We start from the raw sequence: 13994 nt of genomic DNA, 5'->3' as shown, positions 1-13994 counted from the left end.
TACTTCTTTGCCAATCCGATAAACGGAGAAAAGCGTTCGATCGGCGGACCCGCCGGCCGGCCCGTCGACAAGAACCTCAGTCCAGCGAGGCCAGCGCCCCGTCCAGCAGCCGCCGCAGCCGCAGCGCGTCGGGGGCCACGGCGGTCACCAGCACGGCGGGTCCGACGAGCGGCAGGACGGCCGCGCCCTCTTCGAACACCCGCGCCGCCGGTGGCCCGGTGGCGAAAGCGGGCCGCACGACGACCAGCTGACCGACCGCACGGTGTCCCGCCAGCCCGGCCGGCCCGTCCCAGCCACCCGGCGCTCCGGGGCCGCAGGCCAGCTCCTGGTCGAGGACGCAGCGCCCGTCGATCCGCACGGTCAGACGGCTGGTGAGGCGGCCGGGTTCCTCCCCGGCCCGCCCGAGCACCTGCTCCTCGCGCAGCAGCAGCCGGGCCCCGGCGGCGAGCTCGACGGACGTGGTGACGTGCAGATCACTGCCTCCGGCGGAGATCAACTGCTCGGGCAGCCAGCTCAGTTCGGCGTCGTCGTCGACGGTGATCCGGACGTCGTAGCGGGCGCCGGTCTTGTCCTGCCCCGGCAGTGCGAGGGTGGCGGCGGCCGAGCCGACCCTCAGACGGGCGCCTGCCGCCGCGTGGGCCGCCACGGTGAAGTGGTCACCCCCGAGGGGCCCGCTCATCGCGCCGACCAGCATCACCCGGGCCTCGGCACCGCTCCCCCGGGTGCGCCGCACGGCGAGCGGTCCCTCGCCCTCCAGCACCGGCAGCACGGTGCCGCCGCGCCCGTCGCCGCGGGCGAGCACGCGGGCGCTCGCCCGGACGCCGCCCGCGGTGGTGGTCACGCGGTCCACGCGGCGATCCGCTCCCGCACCCAGTCGGCGACCTCCCCGACCCCGCCCTCGCTCCGGAGCGACTGGAGGACGACGGGCAGGTCGCCGCGCGCCGCCTTGGCGTCGGCGGCCATGCGCGCGAGGTCGGAGCCGACGTACGGGGCGAGGTCGGTCTTGTTGACGATCAGCAGATCGGCGGTGGCGACACCGGGCCCGCCCTTGCGCGGGATGTCGTCGCCGCCCGCCACGTCGATCACGAACACCTGCGCGTCGACGAGTCCCCGGGAGAAGGTGGCGGTGAGGTTGTCCCCGCCGGACTCCACCAGGACCAGGTCGAGCGGCCCGACCTCGTCCTCCAGGTCCTCGACGGCCTCCAGGTTGGCGGAGATGTCGTCCCGGATCGCGGTGTGCGGGCAGGCGCCGGTCTCCACGGCGGTGATCCGCTCGGGCGGCAGCACCGCCTCCCGGAGCAGGAACTCGGCGTCCTCCCGGGTGTAGATGTCGTTGGTCACCACGGCGAGCGACAACTCCTCCCGCAGCGCCCGGCACAGCGCGGCGACCGTAGCGGTCTTCCCGGACCCGACGGGCCCACCGAGCCCGATCCGCAGCGCACGCCGGCTCCCGTCGGGCCGCCGGGCGTCGGCGGAGACGGCGGCGGGGAGATCGTGGTGATGGTCGAGATGCATGAGCAGTTCCTGTCGAAGTCGGGATCGGCCATATCAGCCCGTCCGGCGCTTGAGGACGAGGCCGTTCAGGCCGAATGGGGGCCCAGGGGGCACAGCCCCCTGGCGGGGTAGCAGGGGCAGAGCCCCTGGGGTCGGGATAGGGAAGGGGCGGCGGGGGCGAATCCCCGCCTAGGAGGCGAATCCCCGCTTAGGAGGCGAATCCCCGCCTAGGAGGCGAACAACCGCACAGCCCAAGCGGCATGCGCCTCGGCCCCGATCTCCAGCAGCGGCGCGGACCGCGCGGGCAGCACGTCGACCCCGTCGGTCACGACACGCTCGCCCGTCTCCATGGCCTCCTGAGCCACCCGGTCCATCTCGGCCGAGAGCCGCGCCAGCACTGCCGTCGCGTCGAACGGATCCAGACCGAGCAGCCGCACGACCGCCGTCGCGGGCCCGCTCACCCCCTCGTAGAGGGAGCAGTGCGCCGCGTCGAGCGCCCCCAGACCGGCCGCACGCGCGGCCAGTCCCAGCACGACGGGCTGATGGGCCCCCTTGGGGAACAGCGCGGCCAGGGCGTCCAGTTCGGCACTCGGCCAGGTCGACCGGGCGGCCCGCATCAGCTGCCGCCCCAGTCTGCGCGCGGTCACCCGCAGGGCGGGCGAGGGGGTGCGGGCGTCGGCGGCCCGGTCGAGTTCCCCGGGGTCGACGCCGAGGGCGGCGGCCGCCGCGACGCAGGCCGCGACGACCCCGCTCGTGTACAGCCGCCCCCGGCAGAACGCCTCCAGGCTCGCGGCATCCGTGATGCGTCCCGCCCGGACGGCGGCCTCCGCCCCGCCGGAGTGGGCGTGCCCTCCGGCTGGGAAGCGGCCGTCCGCGAGGACGAGCAGTGCGGCGCGGCTCATCGGGGGCTCAGAAGAGGAAGTACCGCTGGGCCAGCGGCAGTTCGGCGACAGGGGCGGGTTCGACGAGTTCGCCGTCGATGGTCACCGCGAAGGAGTCCGCTGCCACCTCCACCCGGGGCAGCGCGTCGTTCTCCCGCATGTCGGACTTGGTCCGGCCGCGGGTGGACCGGATGGGCACGAACTCCCGCCCGAGCCCGAGCCGCTCCGGCAACCCGTCCGCGACGGCCTGCTCGGAGACGAAGTTGACCGAGTTGGCGGCGGGGGCGGACCCCAGGGCCCCGAACATCGGGCGTGGCAGGACGGGCTGCGGCGTGGGAATGGAGGCGTTCGCGTCCCCCATCTGCGCGTAGGCGATCTGGCCGCCCTTGAGGACGAGTTGCGGCTTCACGCCGAAGAAGCGGGGGTCCCAGAGCACCAGGTCGGCGAGCTTGCCGGTCTCGACGGACCCGACCTCGTGCTCGATGCCCTGGGCGACGGCGGGGTTGATGGTGTACTTGGCGACATAGCGCCGGGCGCGCAGGTTGTCGGCGCGGGTGTCACCGGGCAGGAAGCCGCGCCTGCGCTTCATCACGTGGGCGGTCTGCCAGGTCCGCAGGATCACCTCGCCGATGCGGCCCATGGCCTGGGCGTCCGAGGACATGATGGAGATCGCGCCCATGTCGTGCAGGATGTCCTCGGCCGCGATGGTGCTGGGCCGGATCCGGGACTCTGCGAAGGCCAGGTCCTCGGGGACGGCGGGGTTGAGGTGGTGGCAGACCATCAGCATGTCGAGGTGTTCCTCGACGGTGTTGACGGTGTGCGGCCGGGTCGGGTTGGTGGACGCCGGCAGCATGTTGGGCAGCGACACCGCCGTGATCATGTCGGGCGCGTGACCGCCGCCGGCGCCCTCCACGTGGAAGGCGTGCAGGGTGCGGCCCGCGACCGCGTCGAAGGTGTCGCCGACGAAGCCGGCCTCGTTGAGGGTGTCGGAGTGGACGGCCAGCTGGACGCCGGACTCCTCGCACACGTCCAGGCAGGCGGAGATGACGGCGGGGGTGGCGCCCCAGTCCTCGTGGATCTTGAAGCCGAGGACGCCGGCCCGCAGTTGGTCGCGCATGGACTCCTTCGACATGGTGCTGCCCTTGCCGAGGAAACCGATGTTGACGGGGCTCGACTCCAGGGCGGCGAACATCCGCGCGAGGTGCCAGGCGCCGGGCGTGACGGTGGTGGCCTTGCTGCCCTCGGCCGGGCCGGTGCCGCCGCCGATGAGGGTGGTGATGCCGGACGCCAGGGCTTCGTGGACGGCGTCGGGCGCGATGAAGTGGACGTGGGTGTCGATGCCGCCCGCGGTGACGATCTTGCCGTTGCCCGCGACGACCTCGGTCTCGGGGCCGATGACCAGGTCGGGGTGGACGCCGTCCATGGTGTCGGGGTTGCCGGCCTTGCCGATGCCGGTGATCCGTCCGTCGCGGATGCCGATGTCGGCCTTGACGACGCCCCAGTGGTCGATGATCAGGGCTCCGGTGATCACGGTGTCGGGGGCGCCTTCGGCGCGGGTGGCGCGCGACTGCCCCATGGACTCGCGCAGCACCTTGCCGCCGCCGAAGACCGCTTCGTCGCCGGAGCGGCCGGGGCCGCCGGAGCGGTCCTCCTCGATCTCGACGAGCAGGTCGGTGTCGGCGAGGCGGACGCGGTCGCCGGTGGTCGGGCCGAACAGGTCGGCGTAGGCGGGGCGGGACAGTTCAGGCATCGAGGGGACCTCCGGTCGCGCCGCGCAGGCCGACGACGACACGGGCACCCGCGAGGGGGATCAGCCGCACGTCGACGGGGATGCCGGGCTCGAACCGGACGGCGGTGCCGGCGGCGATGTCCAGCCGCGTGCCGTGCGCCGCGGCGCGGTCGAACTCGAGGCCGGGGTTGGCCTCGGCGAAGTGGTAGTGGGAGCCGACCTGGACGGGTCGGTCGGCGGTGTTGAGCACGGTCAGGCGGGTGACTTCGCGCCCTTCGTTGAAGGCGACCGGCTCGTCGGCGAAGAAGATCTCTCCGGGGATCACTGCCGCCCCCGTCAGACGATCGGGTCGTGGACGGTGACCAGCTTGGTGCCGTCGGGGAAGGTGGCCTCGACCTGCACGTCGTGGATCATCTCGGGGACGCCCTCCATGACCTCGTCCCGCTTAATCAGCTTGCGTCCGGAGGCCATGAGTTCGCCGACGCCGCGCCCGTCGCGGGCGCCTTCGAGGATGTGCGCGGTGATCAGCGCGACGACCTCGGGGTGATTGAGCTTGACGCCTCGTGCGCGGCGCTTCTCGGCCACGTCCGCGGCCACATGGATGAGCAGTCTCTCCTGCTCGTGCGGGGTCAGTTGCACGTACCACCTCACAGGGCATCACGCCAGGACCGGACGGTCCGGCTGCCGCGGCCACCGCGACGGCTCTAGGTGTAACACACAGGCGCAGGCCGGAATTCACCTACCGGTGTGTGGAAAACCGCAGGTGGATCGGGGTGCAGACTAGGGCTAGAGTGTTACGGCCACGTCACCCGGTTTTGACCGATTGATTACCGATGCCGCCGGTGACCTCCCGCATGCCCGCGCACGGATGTCCCCGCTCACAGACATGCCCGCGCGCGGACACGTGGCCGCCTAGGAGCGGTCCGGCCCCCGGTGCTCCGCAGCGATGCCGAAGCGGTGGTGCTCGCGCGGCGCCGCGGCGGCCGGGTCGTGGACCGCGGCGACCGAGGTGACCACCCGACCCTCCGGGGACTCCTGGGCCTCCTCCAGCCGTTCGAGGTCGGAGGCGGAGACGAGGGCGACGAGAGGCTTGCCGTGCCGCGTCACGACGACACGCTCGCCGCCGTACACCACCCGGTTGATCAGGTCGGCGAGCTCAGCCCTGGCTTGCGTCACCGGAATCTCGTAGGCCATGACCCCAGCTTACGGTTCGCCCGAATCCCCTCCCGGAAAGCGTACGTCCTGTACATTTTTTACGGAGACTGCGCAGCCGAAGACGGCTCTGCCACGAGGAGGGGTTCGTCATGAACCGACCGTCCGCCCGCCATGTCCTGCCCGAGTTCACCGAGCGCACGGGTTCCGGGACCCGGACGTCGGATCCGTACTCCAGGCTGCTCCAGGAGCGGATCGTCTTCCTCGGGACACCGATCGACGAGACCTCGGCAAACGACGTGATGGCGCAGTTCGTGCATCTGGAGCACCAGGCACCGGACCGGGACATCGAGCTGTACGTCAACTCGCCCGGCGGCTCCTTCACGGCGATGACGGCGATCTACGACACGATGCGCTACGTCGCCTGCGACATGGCGACGACCTGCCTCGGGCAGGCCGGTTCGTCCGCCGCGGTGCTGCTGGCGGCCGGCACCCCCGGCAAGCGCGCCGTCCTGCCGGGCGCCCGGGTGGTGCTCCACCAGCCGGCGCTCACCGAACCGGTGCGGGGGCAGGCGAGCGACCTGGCCGTCGGTGCCGCCGAGTTGGTCCGCGCCCGCACCCGCCTGACGGAGATCCTCGCACGGCACACCGGCCGCGGTACCGAGCAGGTGGCCGCGGACATCGACCGGGAAACGGTCCTCGACGCCCGACAGGCGCTGGAGTACGGCCTGGTGGACCGGATCGTGCCCGGTCGCAGGACCCCGCCCGCCGCACTCGGCGCGAGGTGATCGGCCCGTGCTGCCACCCGAGTTGCCCCCGCTGCCGGCCCTGACCCGCGCCGAGGCCGAGGTCATCGACCGCTATCTGGACGTCGTCGACCTGCTCGGACGCATCAACCCCGGGCGGGAGGGCGACACCTACGGCGGTCTGCGGGCCGCCCAGGCGCTGGTCGGCAAGGCGGCGGCGCTGCGCGACGCGCTGGCGCTGATCCACCGGCGTGGCGAGACGGAGGTGCACGCCGCCACCCTGGCCCGGGCGCTGCGCGTGCTGGACGGAGAGCGCCGGACGGCACGGGTCGGCCTTCCGCCGCGTTCCGGAAGCTGACCGGGTCGAAACGGACCGAACGGCGTACCCCCTTTCGGCGTAGGAACACCTCCGATTCACGACCCCCCGAAGTTGCGGACCCCCGGCTCCGACCCGCGCTCCGCGCCACTCCGTCGCTGGTCCCGGGGCCGTCACCGCCCTCGGCGGGACATCGAACACGGGGTGGCAACCCGAACGGGCGAGTGGGTCGTAACAACACAAAGGGCACGTTCCATTGGGATTTTCCCTTCGGGCGGGACAAGATCCGTGACTGACGACAAGCCCCCGCCGCAGCGGTGGGGCGGTCCGGGCGGACGCCGAGTCCTGCCGCCGTCCGGACGACCGGTCGACAAGGAAGTGGATCGGCAGGAGTGGAGGACCCGAGCACGACGGGTCGCCGGCACGGCCGCCTCCGCGAGAGGTGCCGGGCCGAGCGGTCCTTGGGGTGAAGCCGCACTCGTGCGGCCGGGCAACTTCGCCAGCCCGAATCCGACAGGTCATCCTTCACAGGCGGCTGACGAAGGGTTGCGCATGTCCGCGCTCAATCGTGTCCCGTCGCTGATGGCTCGTGCCGGTACGGCCTCGGCCCTCACTCTCGCCGCCGTGGGCGGTTCCGTCGTGGTCCCGGGCGTCGCCTCCGAGGCGGCCGCGGCGAGCCATGCGACGAAAGCCCTCAGGATCGCCGCTTCCAAGCAGGGTGCCCCGTACCGCTGGGGCGCCACCGGCCCCCACCGGTTCGACTGCTCCGGCCTGACGCTGTACTCGTTCAAGAAGGCCGGCAAGAAGCTGCCGCGCACCGCGGCCCAGCAGTACAACAGGACCCGTCACGTCTCGGCCAAGAACCGCAAGGCCGGTGACCTCGTGTTCTTCCACTCCGGCCGGAGTGTCTACCACGTGGGCATCTATGCCGGGAAGGGCAGGCTCTGGCACGCTCCGAAGACCGGGGACGTGGTGCGGTTGCAGAAGATCTGGACCTCAAGCGTCTGGTACGGCCGGGTCAAGTAGCCCGCCCGCCGGGGTGACGGCGTTCTGCCCCGCCGTCACCCCCGCCCGTGCCGCCGGCTCGCCCGGGAGCGTCCAGGGCAGTTCGACGGCGACGGTCTTGCCGCCCTCGCGCGTGGGCCGGACCCTCAGCCTGCCGCCGCACTCGGCGGTCAGCCAGCGGATGATCACCATGCCCCGCCCGTTGTCCTGCTGGACGGCGGCGGGCAGCCGCTTGGGGAAGCGCGGGTGGCTGTCGGTGACGCCGAGACGCAGCCGCTCGTCACGGTCGAGGACGAGGTCCACCGTGAAGGTGGGCGACTGCCCGAAGGTGTGCTGGACCGCGTTGGTCGCCAGTTCGGAGACGATGAGCCGCACCGTCTCGGCCAGGCCGGCGTCGCCCGGCAGCCCCCATTCCGCCAGGGTGCCGACCACATAGGTCCGCGCGGCGGCCACCGAGGCGGGATCGCTCGGCAGAGTGACGGATGCTTCCAGATGGTCTGCCATGGCGACGTCGTCCCTTTCTCACGGGACCGCAGGCCCGACACGGAGCGGATGGTTCGAGTACGGTCCCGGACTGGTGCTTCGTCGCCAGCGTGCCATCACCACACCCGCGAAGGGCGGCGATCCACCAAGATATGCATATATCTGTCGCTCGAAGCGGTGAACTCTGCGACGGCAGAGCGTATTTGGGCGGCTCATAAGGAGTAAGGGAGTTGTCCCATGCAGCACGGTCCCGTGGTGCGCCGCCGCAAGCTGGGCGCGGAACTGCGCGCCCTGCGCACGACGGCGGGCATCACCAGCGGCGAGGCGGCCCGGCTCGTGGGCTGGCACCAGTCGAAGGTCAGCAGGATCGAGACGGGGACGAGCGGGGCGAAACCGGCCGACGTGCGGTTACTGCTGGACGCCTACGGCGTGCACGACGAGCAACTGCGGGGGCTGCTGGAGATGCTGGCACGCTCCGAGGACGCGGGCGGACGCAACCACTGGTGGCACGCGTACCGCGGGGTGCTGCCACCGACCTACCGCGACTTCATCAGCCTGGAGTCGCAGGCCAGCGCGATGCGCACCCTGGAGACGACGGTGGTGCCCGGCCTGCTCCAGACGCCGGAGTACGCCCGCGCGGTGACGCGGGCCGCGGTGGAAGGCATGCCGGCGGAACGGCTGGACACGCTGGTGGAGGTCCGGCTGGCCCGGCAGGACGTGCTGCGCGGCGAACCGCCCCTGGAGCTGAGCGCGGTCCTGGACGAGGCGGTGCTGCGCCGCGAGGTGGGCGGGCCGGGGGTGATGACCCGTCAACTGGCCAGACTCGTCGAGGCCGCGCGACTCCCCCATGTCCGCCTCCAGGTCCTGCCCTTTGCCGCCGGGGCGCACATCGGCGTCACCGGCCCTTTCGTAATCTTCTCTTTTGCGAGCACTTCCGATCTGGATGTGGTTGTTCTCGACCACTTGACGAGTAGCTTGCACCTCGACCGGAAAGAAGACCTAGAGGCCTATACCGAGGCCTTCAACGCCCTTCTGATCCATGCCCTTTCGCCCGAGGACTCGTTGGACTTCATCGCCGCGACCGCGGCAGGCGCGTGAGGAGGCACCATGTCAGGCTTCATGTCCGAACGTCCCCGGAACATCCCTGTCAGCACCGATATGACCGGCGTGCGGTGGCTGCGCAGCAGTTACAGCACCGGAGCGAACAACTGTGTGGAGACGGCCCGTCCGTCGGCCGGTCCCTGGGCCGGACTGCTCGCCGTGCGCGACTCCAAGAACCCGGCCGGACGCGCCCTGCTCTTCTCCCCCGAGAGCTGGACTACGTTCACCGCCGGTGTCCGGCTGGGCTGACCCCGTCGGACACCGCACGGCACACGGCCGTGTCACGCCGACTCATGGCCGCGTGTCGCCGATCACCCGTACAGCGCGCTCGATCTGTTCCCCGGAGAGGTCCCCGCGGGCGGTCAGCCTGAGCCGTGAGATGCCGTCGGGCACCGAAGGAGGGCGGAAGCAGCCCACGGACAGGCCGGCCGCCCGGCAGTCGGCCGCCCACCGCACGGCCCCCTCCGGGGACGGCGCGCGCACCGAGACGACCGCGGCGTCCGGGCGTACCGCGTCCAGACCCGCGGCGGTCAGGCGCTCGTGCAGCGCGGCGGCGACGGCGCGGGCCCGTGCCGCACGCTCCGGCTCGCGACCGAGCAGTCTGAGCGCCGCCAGGGCCGCCCCCACCGCCGCGGGGGCCAGTCCGGTGTCGAAGATGAACGTCCGCGCCGCGTTGACCAGGTGGGCGATCACCCGGGCGGGGCCCAGTACGGCGCCGCCCTGGGCGCCGAGCGACTTGGACAGCGTGACGGTCGCGACGACGTCCTCGCATCCCGCGAGGCCCGCACCCCGCACGGCACCCCGGCCGCCGTCGCCGAGGACGCCGAGCCCGTGGGCGTCGTCGACGATCAGCCCGGCCCCGTGCGCCCGGCACGTCTCGGCGAGCCCGGCCAGGGGCGCGGCGTCGCCGTCGACCGAGAAGATTGTGTCGGAGACGGCGAGGGCGGGACCGTCGTGCGCCGCCAGTGCCTTGCGCACGGCGTCCGGGTCGGCGTGCCCCACGACCTGGGTGGTGCCGCGGGCGAGCCGGCAACCGTCGATCAGTGAGGCGTGGTTGCCCGCGTCCGAGACGACGAGACTGCCGTGCGGGGCCAGCGCGGTGACCGCGGCGAGGTTGGCCGCGTAGCCCGACGAGAAGACGAGCGCGGCCTCGAACCCGCAGAAATCGGCCAGCTCCCGCTCGAGTTCGGCGTGCAGCGCGGTCGTGCCGGTCACGAGCCGCGAGCCGGTCGCACCGCCGCCCCAGGTCCGCGCGGCCGAGGCCGCCCCTTCGACGACCTCCGGGTGCCGGGCCAGTCCCAGGTAGTCGTTGCTCGCCAGGTCCAGCAGCGGCGAGGCTGCCTGACGGGGGCGCAGCACCCGTACGAGTCCCGCCTCCCGGCGCGCCCGGTCCTGCTCGTCGATCCAGCCGAACGCCATGGGGCCGTCCTCCGGGGTTTTGTAGGCAATGAACAGACATTAGCGGTCCGGCCACCCCCGCGAGGTGTGGCAATACCCACACGTCGATCTGTCAGTGTTGTGCAAAGTCTCCTTGGCCGCGCACGGCCCCTTAGGACAGGATCGGCTCTCATGGACCTGCTGAACACGCTGGTGGACAAGGGGCTTCGGCGCGAGTCGCCGACCCGCGAGGAGGCGCTCGCCGTCCTCGCCACTTCCGACGACGACGTGCTCGACGTGGTGGCCGCGGCCGGCAAGGTGCGCCGCCACTGGTTCGGCCGACGGGTGAAGCTCAACTACCTCGTCAACCTCAAGTCGGGCCTGTGCCCCGAGGACTGCTCGTACTGCTCGCAGCGGCTGGGCTCCAAGGCGGAGATCCTCAAGTACACCTGGCTGAAGCCCGAGCAGGCCTCCGCGGCGGCCTCGGCGGGGGTGTCCGGCGGCGCCAAGCGGGTGTGCCTGGTGGCCAGCGGACGCGGTCCGACCGACCGGGACGTGGACCGGGTCTCGGACACCATCAGGGCCATCAAGGAGCAGAACGAGTCCGTCGAGGTGTGCGCCTGCCTGGGGCTGCTCTCGGAGGGTCAGGCGGAGCGGCTGCGGGAGGCCGGTGCCGACGCCTACAACCACAATCTCAACACCTCCGAGTCGACGTACGGCGACATCACGACCACCCACACGTACGCCGACCGGGTGGACACGGTGAACAAGGCGCACGCCGCCGGGCTGTCCGCCTGCTCGGGTCTCATCGCCGGGATGGGCGAGAGTGACGAGGACCTGGTCGACGTGGTGTTCTCGCTGCGCGAGCTGGACCCGGACTCGGTGCCGGTCAACTTCCTGATCCCGATGGAGGGCACCCCGCTCGCCAAGGAGTGGCACCTCACCCCGCAGCGCTGCCTGCGCATCCTGGCGATGACGCGGTTCGTCTGCCCGGACGTCGAGGTGCGCATCGCCGGGGGGCGCGAGGTGCATCTGCGCACGATGCAGCCGCTGGCCCTGCACCTGGCCAACTCGATCTTCCTCGGCGACTACCTCACCAGCGAGGGCCAGGCGGGCCACGCCGACCTGGAGATGATCGCGGACGCCGGCTTCGAGGTGGAGGGTGCCGGGGAGGTCACCCTGCCGGAGCACCGCGCGACCGCCCGGGGCTGCGGCTGCGGCTCCGGCTCCGGGGAGGGCGGTGGCGGATGCGGTGCGCACGAGGACGGCAGCGGTGCGGGGGGCTGCGGCTCGCACGCGGGTGGCGGGGTGTGCGCCCCGGCGCCCGCCGCCGCGCCGGCCTCGCCGCGCCTCGCCGAGGAGCCCCGTACGGACCTGGTGGCGGTGCGCCGCCGCGGCGCCGGGACGGACCTCGCCCCCAATGCCTGAGCCCGCGTCGAACGTCGCCGAGCTGCTGGAGCTGGACCGGCGGCACGTGTGGCACCCGTACGGGCCCATGCCCGGCCGGCAGGACCCGCTCGTCGTGGAGTCGGCGAGCGGGGTCCGGCTGCGGCCGGCCGACGGCTCCGGGGAGCTGGTCGACGGGATGTCGTCCTGGTGGTCGGCGATCCACGGCTACAACCACCCGGTGCTGAACGAGGCCGCGCGCGAGCAGTTGGCACGGATGAGCCACGTGATGTTCGGCGGGCTCACCCACGAGCCCGCCGTGCGGCTGGCGAAGCTCCTTGTCGACATGTCACCCGAGGGGCTGGAGCACGTCTTCCTCGCCGACTCCGGGTCGGTGTCGGTCGAGGTCGCCGTGAAGATGTGCCTCCAGTACTGGCGTTCGCTCGGCCGCCCCGGCAAGCACCGCCTGCTCACCTGGCGCGGCGGCTACCACGGCGACACCTGGCAGCCCATGTCGGTGTGCGACCCGGAAGGCGGGATGCACGAGCTGTGGTCCGGCGTCCTGCCGCGCCAGGTCTTCGCCGACGCGCCGCCGCCGGAGTACGCGGAGGCGTACGCCGATCACCTGCGGTCGCTGATCGAGCGGCACGCCGACGAACTGGCCGCGGTGATCGTGGAGCCGGTGGTGCAGGGCGCGGGCGGGATGCGCTTCTACTCCCCCGCCTATCTGCGCGTGCTGCGGGAGGCGTGCGACGCGCACGGCGTGCTGCTGGTGTTCGACGAGATCGCCACCGGGTTCGGGCGGACGGGCGCGATGTTCGCGGCGGAGCACGCGGCGGTGACGCCGGACGTGATGTGTGTGGGCAAGGCCCTGACCGGCGGCTATCTGACGATGGCGGCCACCTTGTGCACCACGCGGGTGGCCGAGGGCATCTCGCGGGGCGAGGTGCCGGTGCTGGCCCACGGGCCGACGTTCATGGGCAATCCCCTGGCGGCGGCGGTGGCGTGCGCGTCGATCGGACTGCTGCTCGGCCAGGACTGGCGGGCGGAGGTCAAGCGGATCGAGACGGGTCTGGCCGAGGGGCTCGCGCCCGCCGCCGGGCTGCCGGGGGTGCGCGACGTACGGGTGCTCGGCGCGATCGGGGTGGTCCAGCTCGACCACCCCGTCGACCTGCGGACGGCGACGGAGGCGGCCGTGCGCGAGGGCGTGTGGCTGCGCCCGTTCCGCGACCTGGTCTACACCATGCCGCCGTACGTCACGGGCGACGCCGACGTGGCACGCATCGCGCGCGCGGTGTGCGCGGCGGCACGGGAGGGATGACATGCCGGTACTGGTGATCACGGGCACGGGCACGGAGGTCGGCAAGACGGTCGTGACCGCCGCCGTCGCCGCGACGGCCTTGGCGGGCGGCCGGTCGGTGGCCGTGCTGAAGGCCGCGCAGACGGGCGTGGGGCCGGACGAGGCCGGGGACGCCCAGGAGGTGGCACGGCTCGCGGGCGGGGTGACGGTGGCCGAAGTGGCGCGGTTCCCCGAGCCGTTGGCGCCGGGCACGGCCGCGCGCCGGGCGGGCCGGGCGCCGGTGCGCCCCGGTGAGGTCGCCGAGGCGGCGGCCAAGCTGGCCACCGAGCACGACCTGGTGCTGGTCGAGGGCGCGGGCGGACTGCTCGTACGCTTCGACGCGGCCGGCGGAACACTGGCGGACGTCGCCGGTCTCCTGGGCGCACCGGTGCTGGTGGTGACGTCGGCGGGGCTGGGCACGCTCAACACCACGGAGCTGACGGCACGCGAGCTGCGTTCCCGGGGGCTGGAGCTGCCGGGGCTGGTGATCGGCAGCTGGCCCGGCGCCCCGGACCTCGCCGCCCGCTGCAACCTCGCGGACCTCCCGGACGTCTCCGGCGCCCCCCTTCTCGGCGCGGTACCCGCCGGAGCGGGCACCCTCGCCCCGGCCGCCTTCCGCTCGACGGCACCCCACTGGCTGGCACCCCCGCTGTCCGGCACCTGGGACGCGGACGCGTTCCGCACCCGGGAGGCGCCCTGACCGGACCGTGCCTCCCCCCATGGGCACGGCAACGCGCATGCGTCCGGCCCCACACCGGCCGCACCGGCCGCACCGGCGGCAGTGGCGGCAGTGGCGGCAGTGGCGAAGGACAGGCACGCCCCCTTCGCCACCACCACACCACCCCCGCGACCGCAGACGCCGGGGGCGAGGGCGCCTACCGCACCCGGCAGGCGCCCTGACCGGATCGCGTCTCCCCCCATGGGCACGGCAACGCGCATGCGTCCGGCCCCGCACCGGTCCCGGCCCGCAGTACCCCGCGGGGAC

17 protein-coding genes are annotated in these 13994 nt (G+C 72.8%); 8 read left to right on the top strand and 9 right to left on the bottom strand.

Annotation, left to right across the window (positions count from 1 at the left end; all coding sequences use genetic code 11):
* Positions 1-76: 76 nt before the first annotated feature.
* The 7 genes from IE94_RS0111000 to IE94_RS0110970 all read right to left on the bottom strand — a co-directional run bounded on the left by IE94_RS0111000 (position 77) and on the right by IE94_RS0110970 (position 5298).
* On the bottom strand, positions 77-841 hold the full coding sequence (locus tag IE94_RS0111000) for an urease accessory protein UreD (RefSeq protein WP_030181762.1): 765 nt from the start codon (positions 839-841) through the stop codon (positions 77-79).
* Positions 838-1515 carry an urease accessory protein UreG gene (gene ureG, locus IE94_RS0110995; RefSeq protein WP_030181760.1) on the bottom strand — a complete coding sequence of 226 codons (678 nt, stop codon included), beginning with the start codon at positions 1513-1515 and terminating at the stop codon, positions 838-840. Before ureG ends, IE94_RS0111000 begins: the two co-directional genes overlap by 4 nt.
* 206 nt (positions 1516-1721) lie before the next feature.
* On the bottom strand, positions 1722-2396 hold the full coding sequence (locus tag IE94_RS0110990) for an urease accessory protein UreF (RefSeq protein ID WP_030181757.1): 675 nt from the start codon (positions 2394-2396) through the stop codon (positions 1722-1724).
* Between the two features lie 7 nt (positions 2397-2403).
* The gene (locus tag IE94_RS0110985; RefSeq protein WP_030181754.1) at positions 2404-4125 is read right to left on the bottom strand and encodes an urease subunit alpha; all 1722 of its coding nucleotides are present in this window, start codon (positions 4123-4125) and stop codon (positions 2404-2406) included.
* Positions 4118-4429 carry an urease subunit beta gene (locus IE94_RS0110980; protein WP_030181751.1) on the bottom strand — a complete coding sequence of 104 codons (312 nt, stop codon included), beginning with the start codon at positions 4427-4429 and terminating at the stop codon, positions 4118-4120. The genes IE94_RS0110985 and IE94_RS0110980 overlap by 8 nt, the downstream gene beginning before the upstream one ends.
* Positions 4430-4440: 11 nt before the next feature.
* Positions 4441-4743 (bottom strand): urease subunit gamma, encoded by a 303-nt coding sequence (locus tag IE94_RS0110975; RefSeq protein ID WP_030181748.1) that lies wholly within the window; start codon positions 4741-4743, stop codon positions 4441-4443.
* Between the two features lie 273 nt (positions 4744-5016).
* A complete protein-coding gene (locus IE94_RS0110970; protein ID WP_030181745.1) occupies positions 5017-5298 on the bottom strand; it encodes a type II toxin-antitoxin system Phd/YefM family antitoxin in 282 nt (93 codons plus the stop codon).
* A 110-nt stretch (positions 5299-5408) separates the two neighbouring features.
* Here IE94_RS0110970 and IE94_RS0110965 point away from each other — a divergent pair, with 110 nt between their 5' ends.
* The 3 genes from IE94_RS0110965 to IE94_RS0110955 all read left to right on the top strand — a co-directional run bounded on the left by IE94_RS0110965 (position 5409) and on the right by IE94_RS0110955 (position 7344).
* The gene (locus tag IE94_RS0110965) at positions 5409-6044 is read left to right on the top strand and encodes an ATP-dependent Clp protease proteolytic subunit (RefSeq protein ID WP_030181742.1); all 636 of its coding nucleotides are present in this window, start codon (positions 5409-5411) and stop codon (positions 6042-6044) included.
* Between the two features lie 7 nt (positions 6045-6051).
* A complete protein-coding gene (locus IE94_RS0110960; protein ID WP_030181739.1) occupies positions 6052-6360 on the top strand; it encodes a hypothetical protein in 309 nt (102 codons plus the stop codon).
* Positions 6361-6870: 510 nt separating this feature from the next.
* Positions 6871-7344 carry a C40 family peptidase gene (locus IE94_RS0110955; RefSeq protein ID WP_030181736.1) on the top strand — a complete coding sequence of 158 codons (474 nt, stop codon included), beginning with the start codon at positions 6871-6873 and terminating at the stop codon, positions 7342-7344.
* Here IE94_RS0110955 and IE94_RS0110950 read toward each other — a convergent pair.
* On the bottom strand, positions 7315-7827 hold the full coding sequence (locus IE94_RS0110950; protein ID WP_030181735.1) for an ATP-binding protein: 513 nt from the start codon (positions 7825-7827) through the stop codon (positions 7315-7317). The two genes, IE94_RS0110955 and IE94_RS0110950, sit on opposite strands and share 30 nt — an antisense overlap.
* A 216-nt stretch (positions 7828-8043) precedes the next feature.
* Between IE94_RS0110950 and IE94_RS0110945 the strand changes: the two genes are divergently transcribed.
* Positions 8044-8904 carry a helix-turn-helix domain-containing protein gene (locus tag IE94_RS0110945; RefSeq protein WP_030181731.1) on the top strand — a complete coding sequence of 287 codons (861 nt, stop codon included), beginning with the start codon at positions 8044-8046 and terminating at the stop codon, positions 8902-8904.
* Positions 8905-8925: 21 nt separating this feature from the next.
* Positions 8926-9156 (top strand): DUF397 domain-containing protein, encoded by a 231-nt coding sequence (locus tag IE94_RS0110940; protein WP_030181728.1) that lies wholly within the window; start codon positions 8926-8928, stop codon positions 9154-9156.
* Positions 9157-9198: 42 nt separating this feature from the next.
* On the opposite strand, the gene IE94_RS0110935 is transcribed toward IE94_RS0110940, so the two are convergent.
* The gene (locus tag IE94_RS0110935; RefSeq protein WP_030181727.1) at positions 9199-10326 is read right to left on the bottom strand and encodes an 8-amino-7-oxononanoate synthase; all 1128 of its coding nucleotides are present in this window, start codon (positions 10324-10326) and stop codon (positions 9199-9201) included.
* 150 nt (positions 10327-10476) lie between these two features.
* On the opposite strand from IE94_RS0110935, the gene bioB reads away from it, so the two are divergent.
* The 3 genes from bioB to bioD are packed head-to-tail and all read left to right on the top strand — an operon-like array spanning position 10477 to position 13709.
* Entirely contained in the window at positions 10477-11712 is a 1236-nt protein-coding gene (gene bioB, locus IE94_RS0110930) for a biotin synthase BioB (RefSeq protein ID WP_030181726.1), read from the top strand.
* Positions 11705-12991, top strand: coding sequence for an adenosylmethionine--8-amino-7-oxononanoate transaminase (locus tag IE94_RS0110925; protein WP_030181724.1), 1287 nt, complete (start codon positions 11705-11707; stop codon positions 12989-12991). The genes bioB and IE94_RS0110925 overlap by 8 nt, the downstream gene beginning before the upstream one ends.
* A 1-nt stretch (position 12992) precedes the next feature.
* On the top strand, positions 12993-13709 hold the full coding sequence (gene bioD / locus IE94_RS0110920; RefSeq protein WP_030181721.1) for a dethiobiotin synthase: 717 nt from the start codon (positions 12993-12995) through the stop codon (positions 13707-13709).
* Positions 13710-13994: the final 285 nt, after the last annotated feature.

Origin of the sequence: Streptomyces violaceorubidus (assembly GCF_000717995.1) — a bacterium.
In the GTDB taxonomy this organism is placed as follows: domain Bacteria; phylum Actinomycetota; class Actinomycetes; order Streptomycetales; family Streptomycetaceae; genus Streptomyces; species Streptomyces violaceorubidus.
The sequence above is the reverse complement of the archived record's forward strand: the minus strand, read 5'-3'. Positions and strand labels throughout refer to the sequence as shown.

Bases quoted from the DNA above. Each gene is read 5' to 3' on its own strand.
- IE94_RS0110945 (WP_030181731.1), top strand. From the start codon at position 8,044: ATGCAGCACGGTCCCGTGGTGCGCCGCCGCAAGCTGGGCGCGGAACTG.
- IE94_RS0110965 (WP_030181742.1), top strand. From the start codon at position 5,409: ATGAACCGACCGTCCGCCCGCCATGTCCTGCCCGAGTTCACCGAGCGC.
- IE94_RS0110990 (WP_030181757.1), bottom strand. From the start codon at position 2,396: ATGAGCCGCGCCGCACTGCTCGTCCTCGCGGACGGCCGCTTCCCAGCC.
- IE94_RS0110935 (WP_030181727.1), bottom strand. From the start codon at position 10,326: ATGGCGTTCGGCTGGATCGACGAGCAGGACCGGGCGCGCCGGGAGGCG.
- IE94_RS0110985 (WP_030181754.1), bottom strand. From the start codon at position 4,125: ATGCCTGAACTGTCCCGCCCCGCCTACGCCGACCTGTTCGGCCCGACC.
- IE94_RS0110940 (WP_030181728.1), top strand. From the start codon at position 8,926: ATGTCCGAACGTCCCCGGAACATCCCTGTCAGCACCGATATGACCGGC.
- ureG (WP_030181760.1), bottom strand. From the start codon at position 1,515: ATGCATCTCGACCATCACCACGATCTCCCCGCCGCCGTCTCCGCCGAC.
- bioB (WP_030181726.1), top strand. From the start codon at position 10,477: ATGGACCTGCTGAACACGCTGGTGGACAAGGGGCTTCGGCGCGAGTCG.
- IE94_RS0110950 (WP_030181735.1), bottom strand. From the start codon at position 7,827: ATGGCAGACCATCTGGAAGCATCCGTCACTCTGCCGAGCGATCCCGCC.
- IE94_RS0110925 (WP_030181724.1), top strand. From the start codon at position 11,705: ATGCCTGAGCCCGCGTCGAACGTCGCCGAGCTGCTGGAGCTGGACCGG.
- IE94_RS0110955 (WP_030181736.1), top strand. From the start codon at position 6,871: ATGTCCGCGCTCAATCGTGTCCCGTCGCTGATGGCTCGTGCCGGTACG.
- bioD (WP_030181721.1), top strand. From the start codon at position 12,993: ATGCCGGTACTGGTGATCACGGGCACGGGCACGGAGGTCGGCAAGACG.
- IE94_RS0110970 (WP_030181745.1), bottom strand. From the start codon at position 5,298: ATGGCCTACGAGATTCCGGTGACGCAAGCCAGGGCTGAGCTCGCCGAC.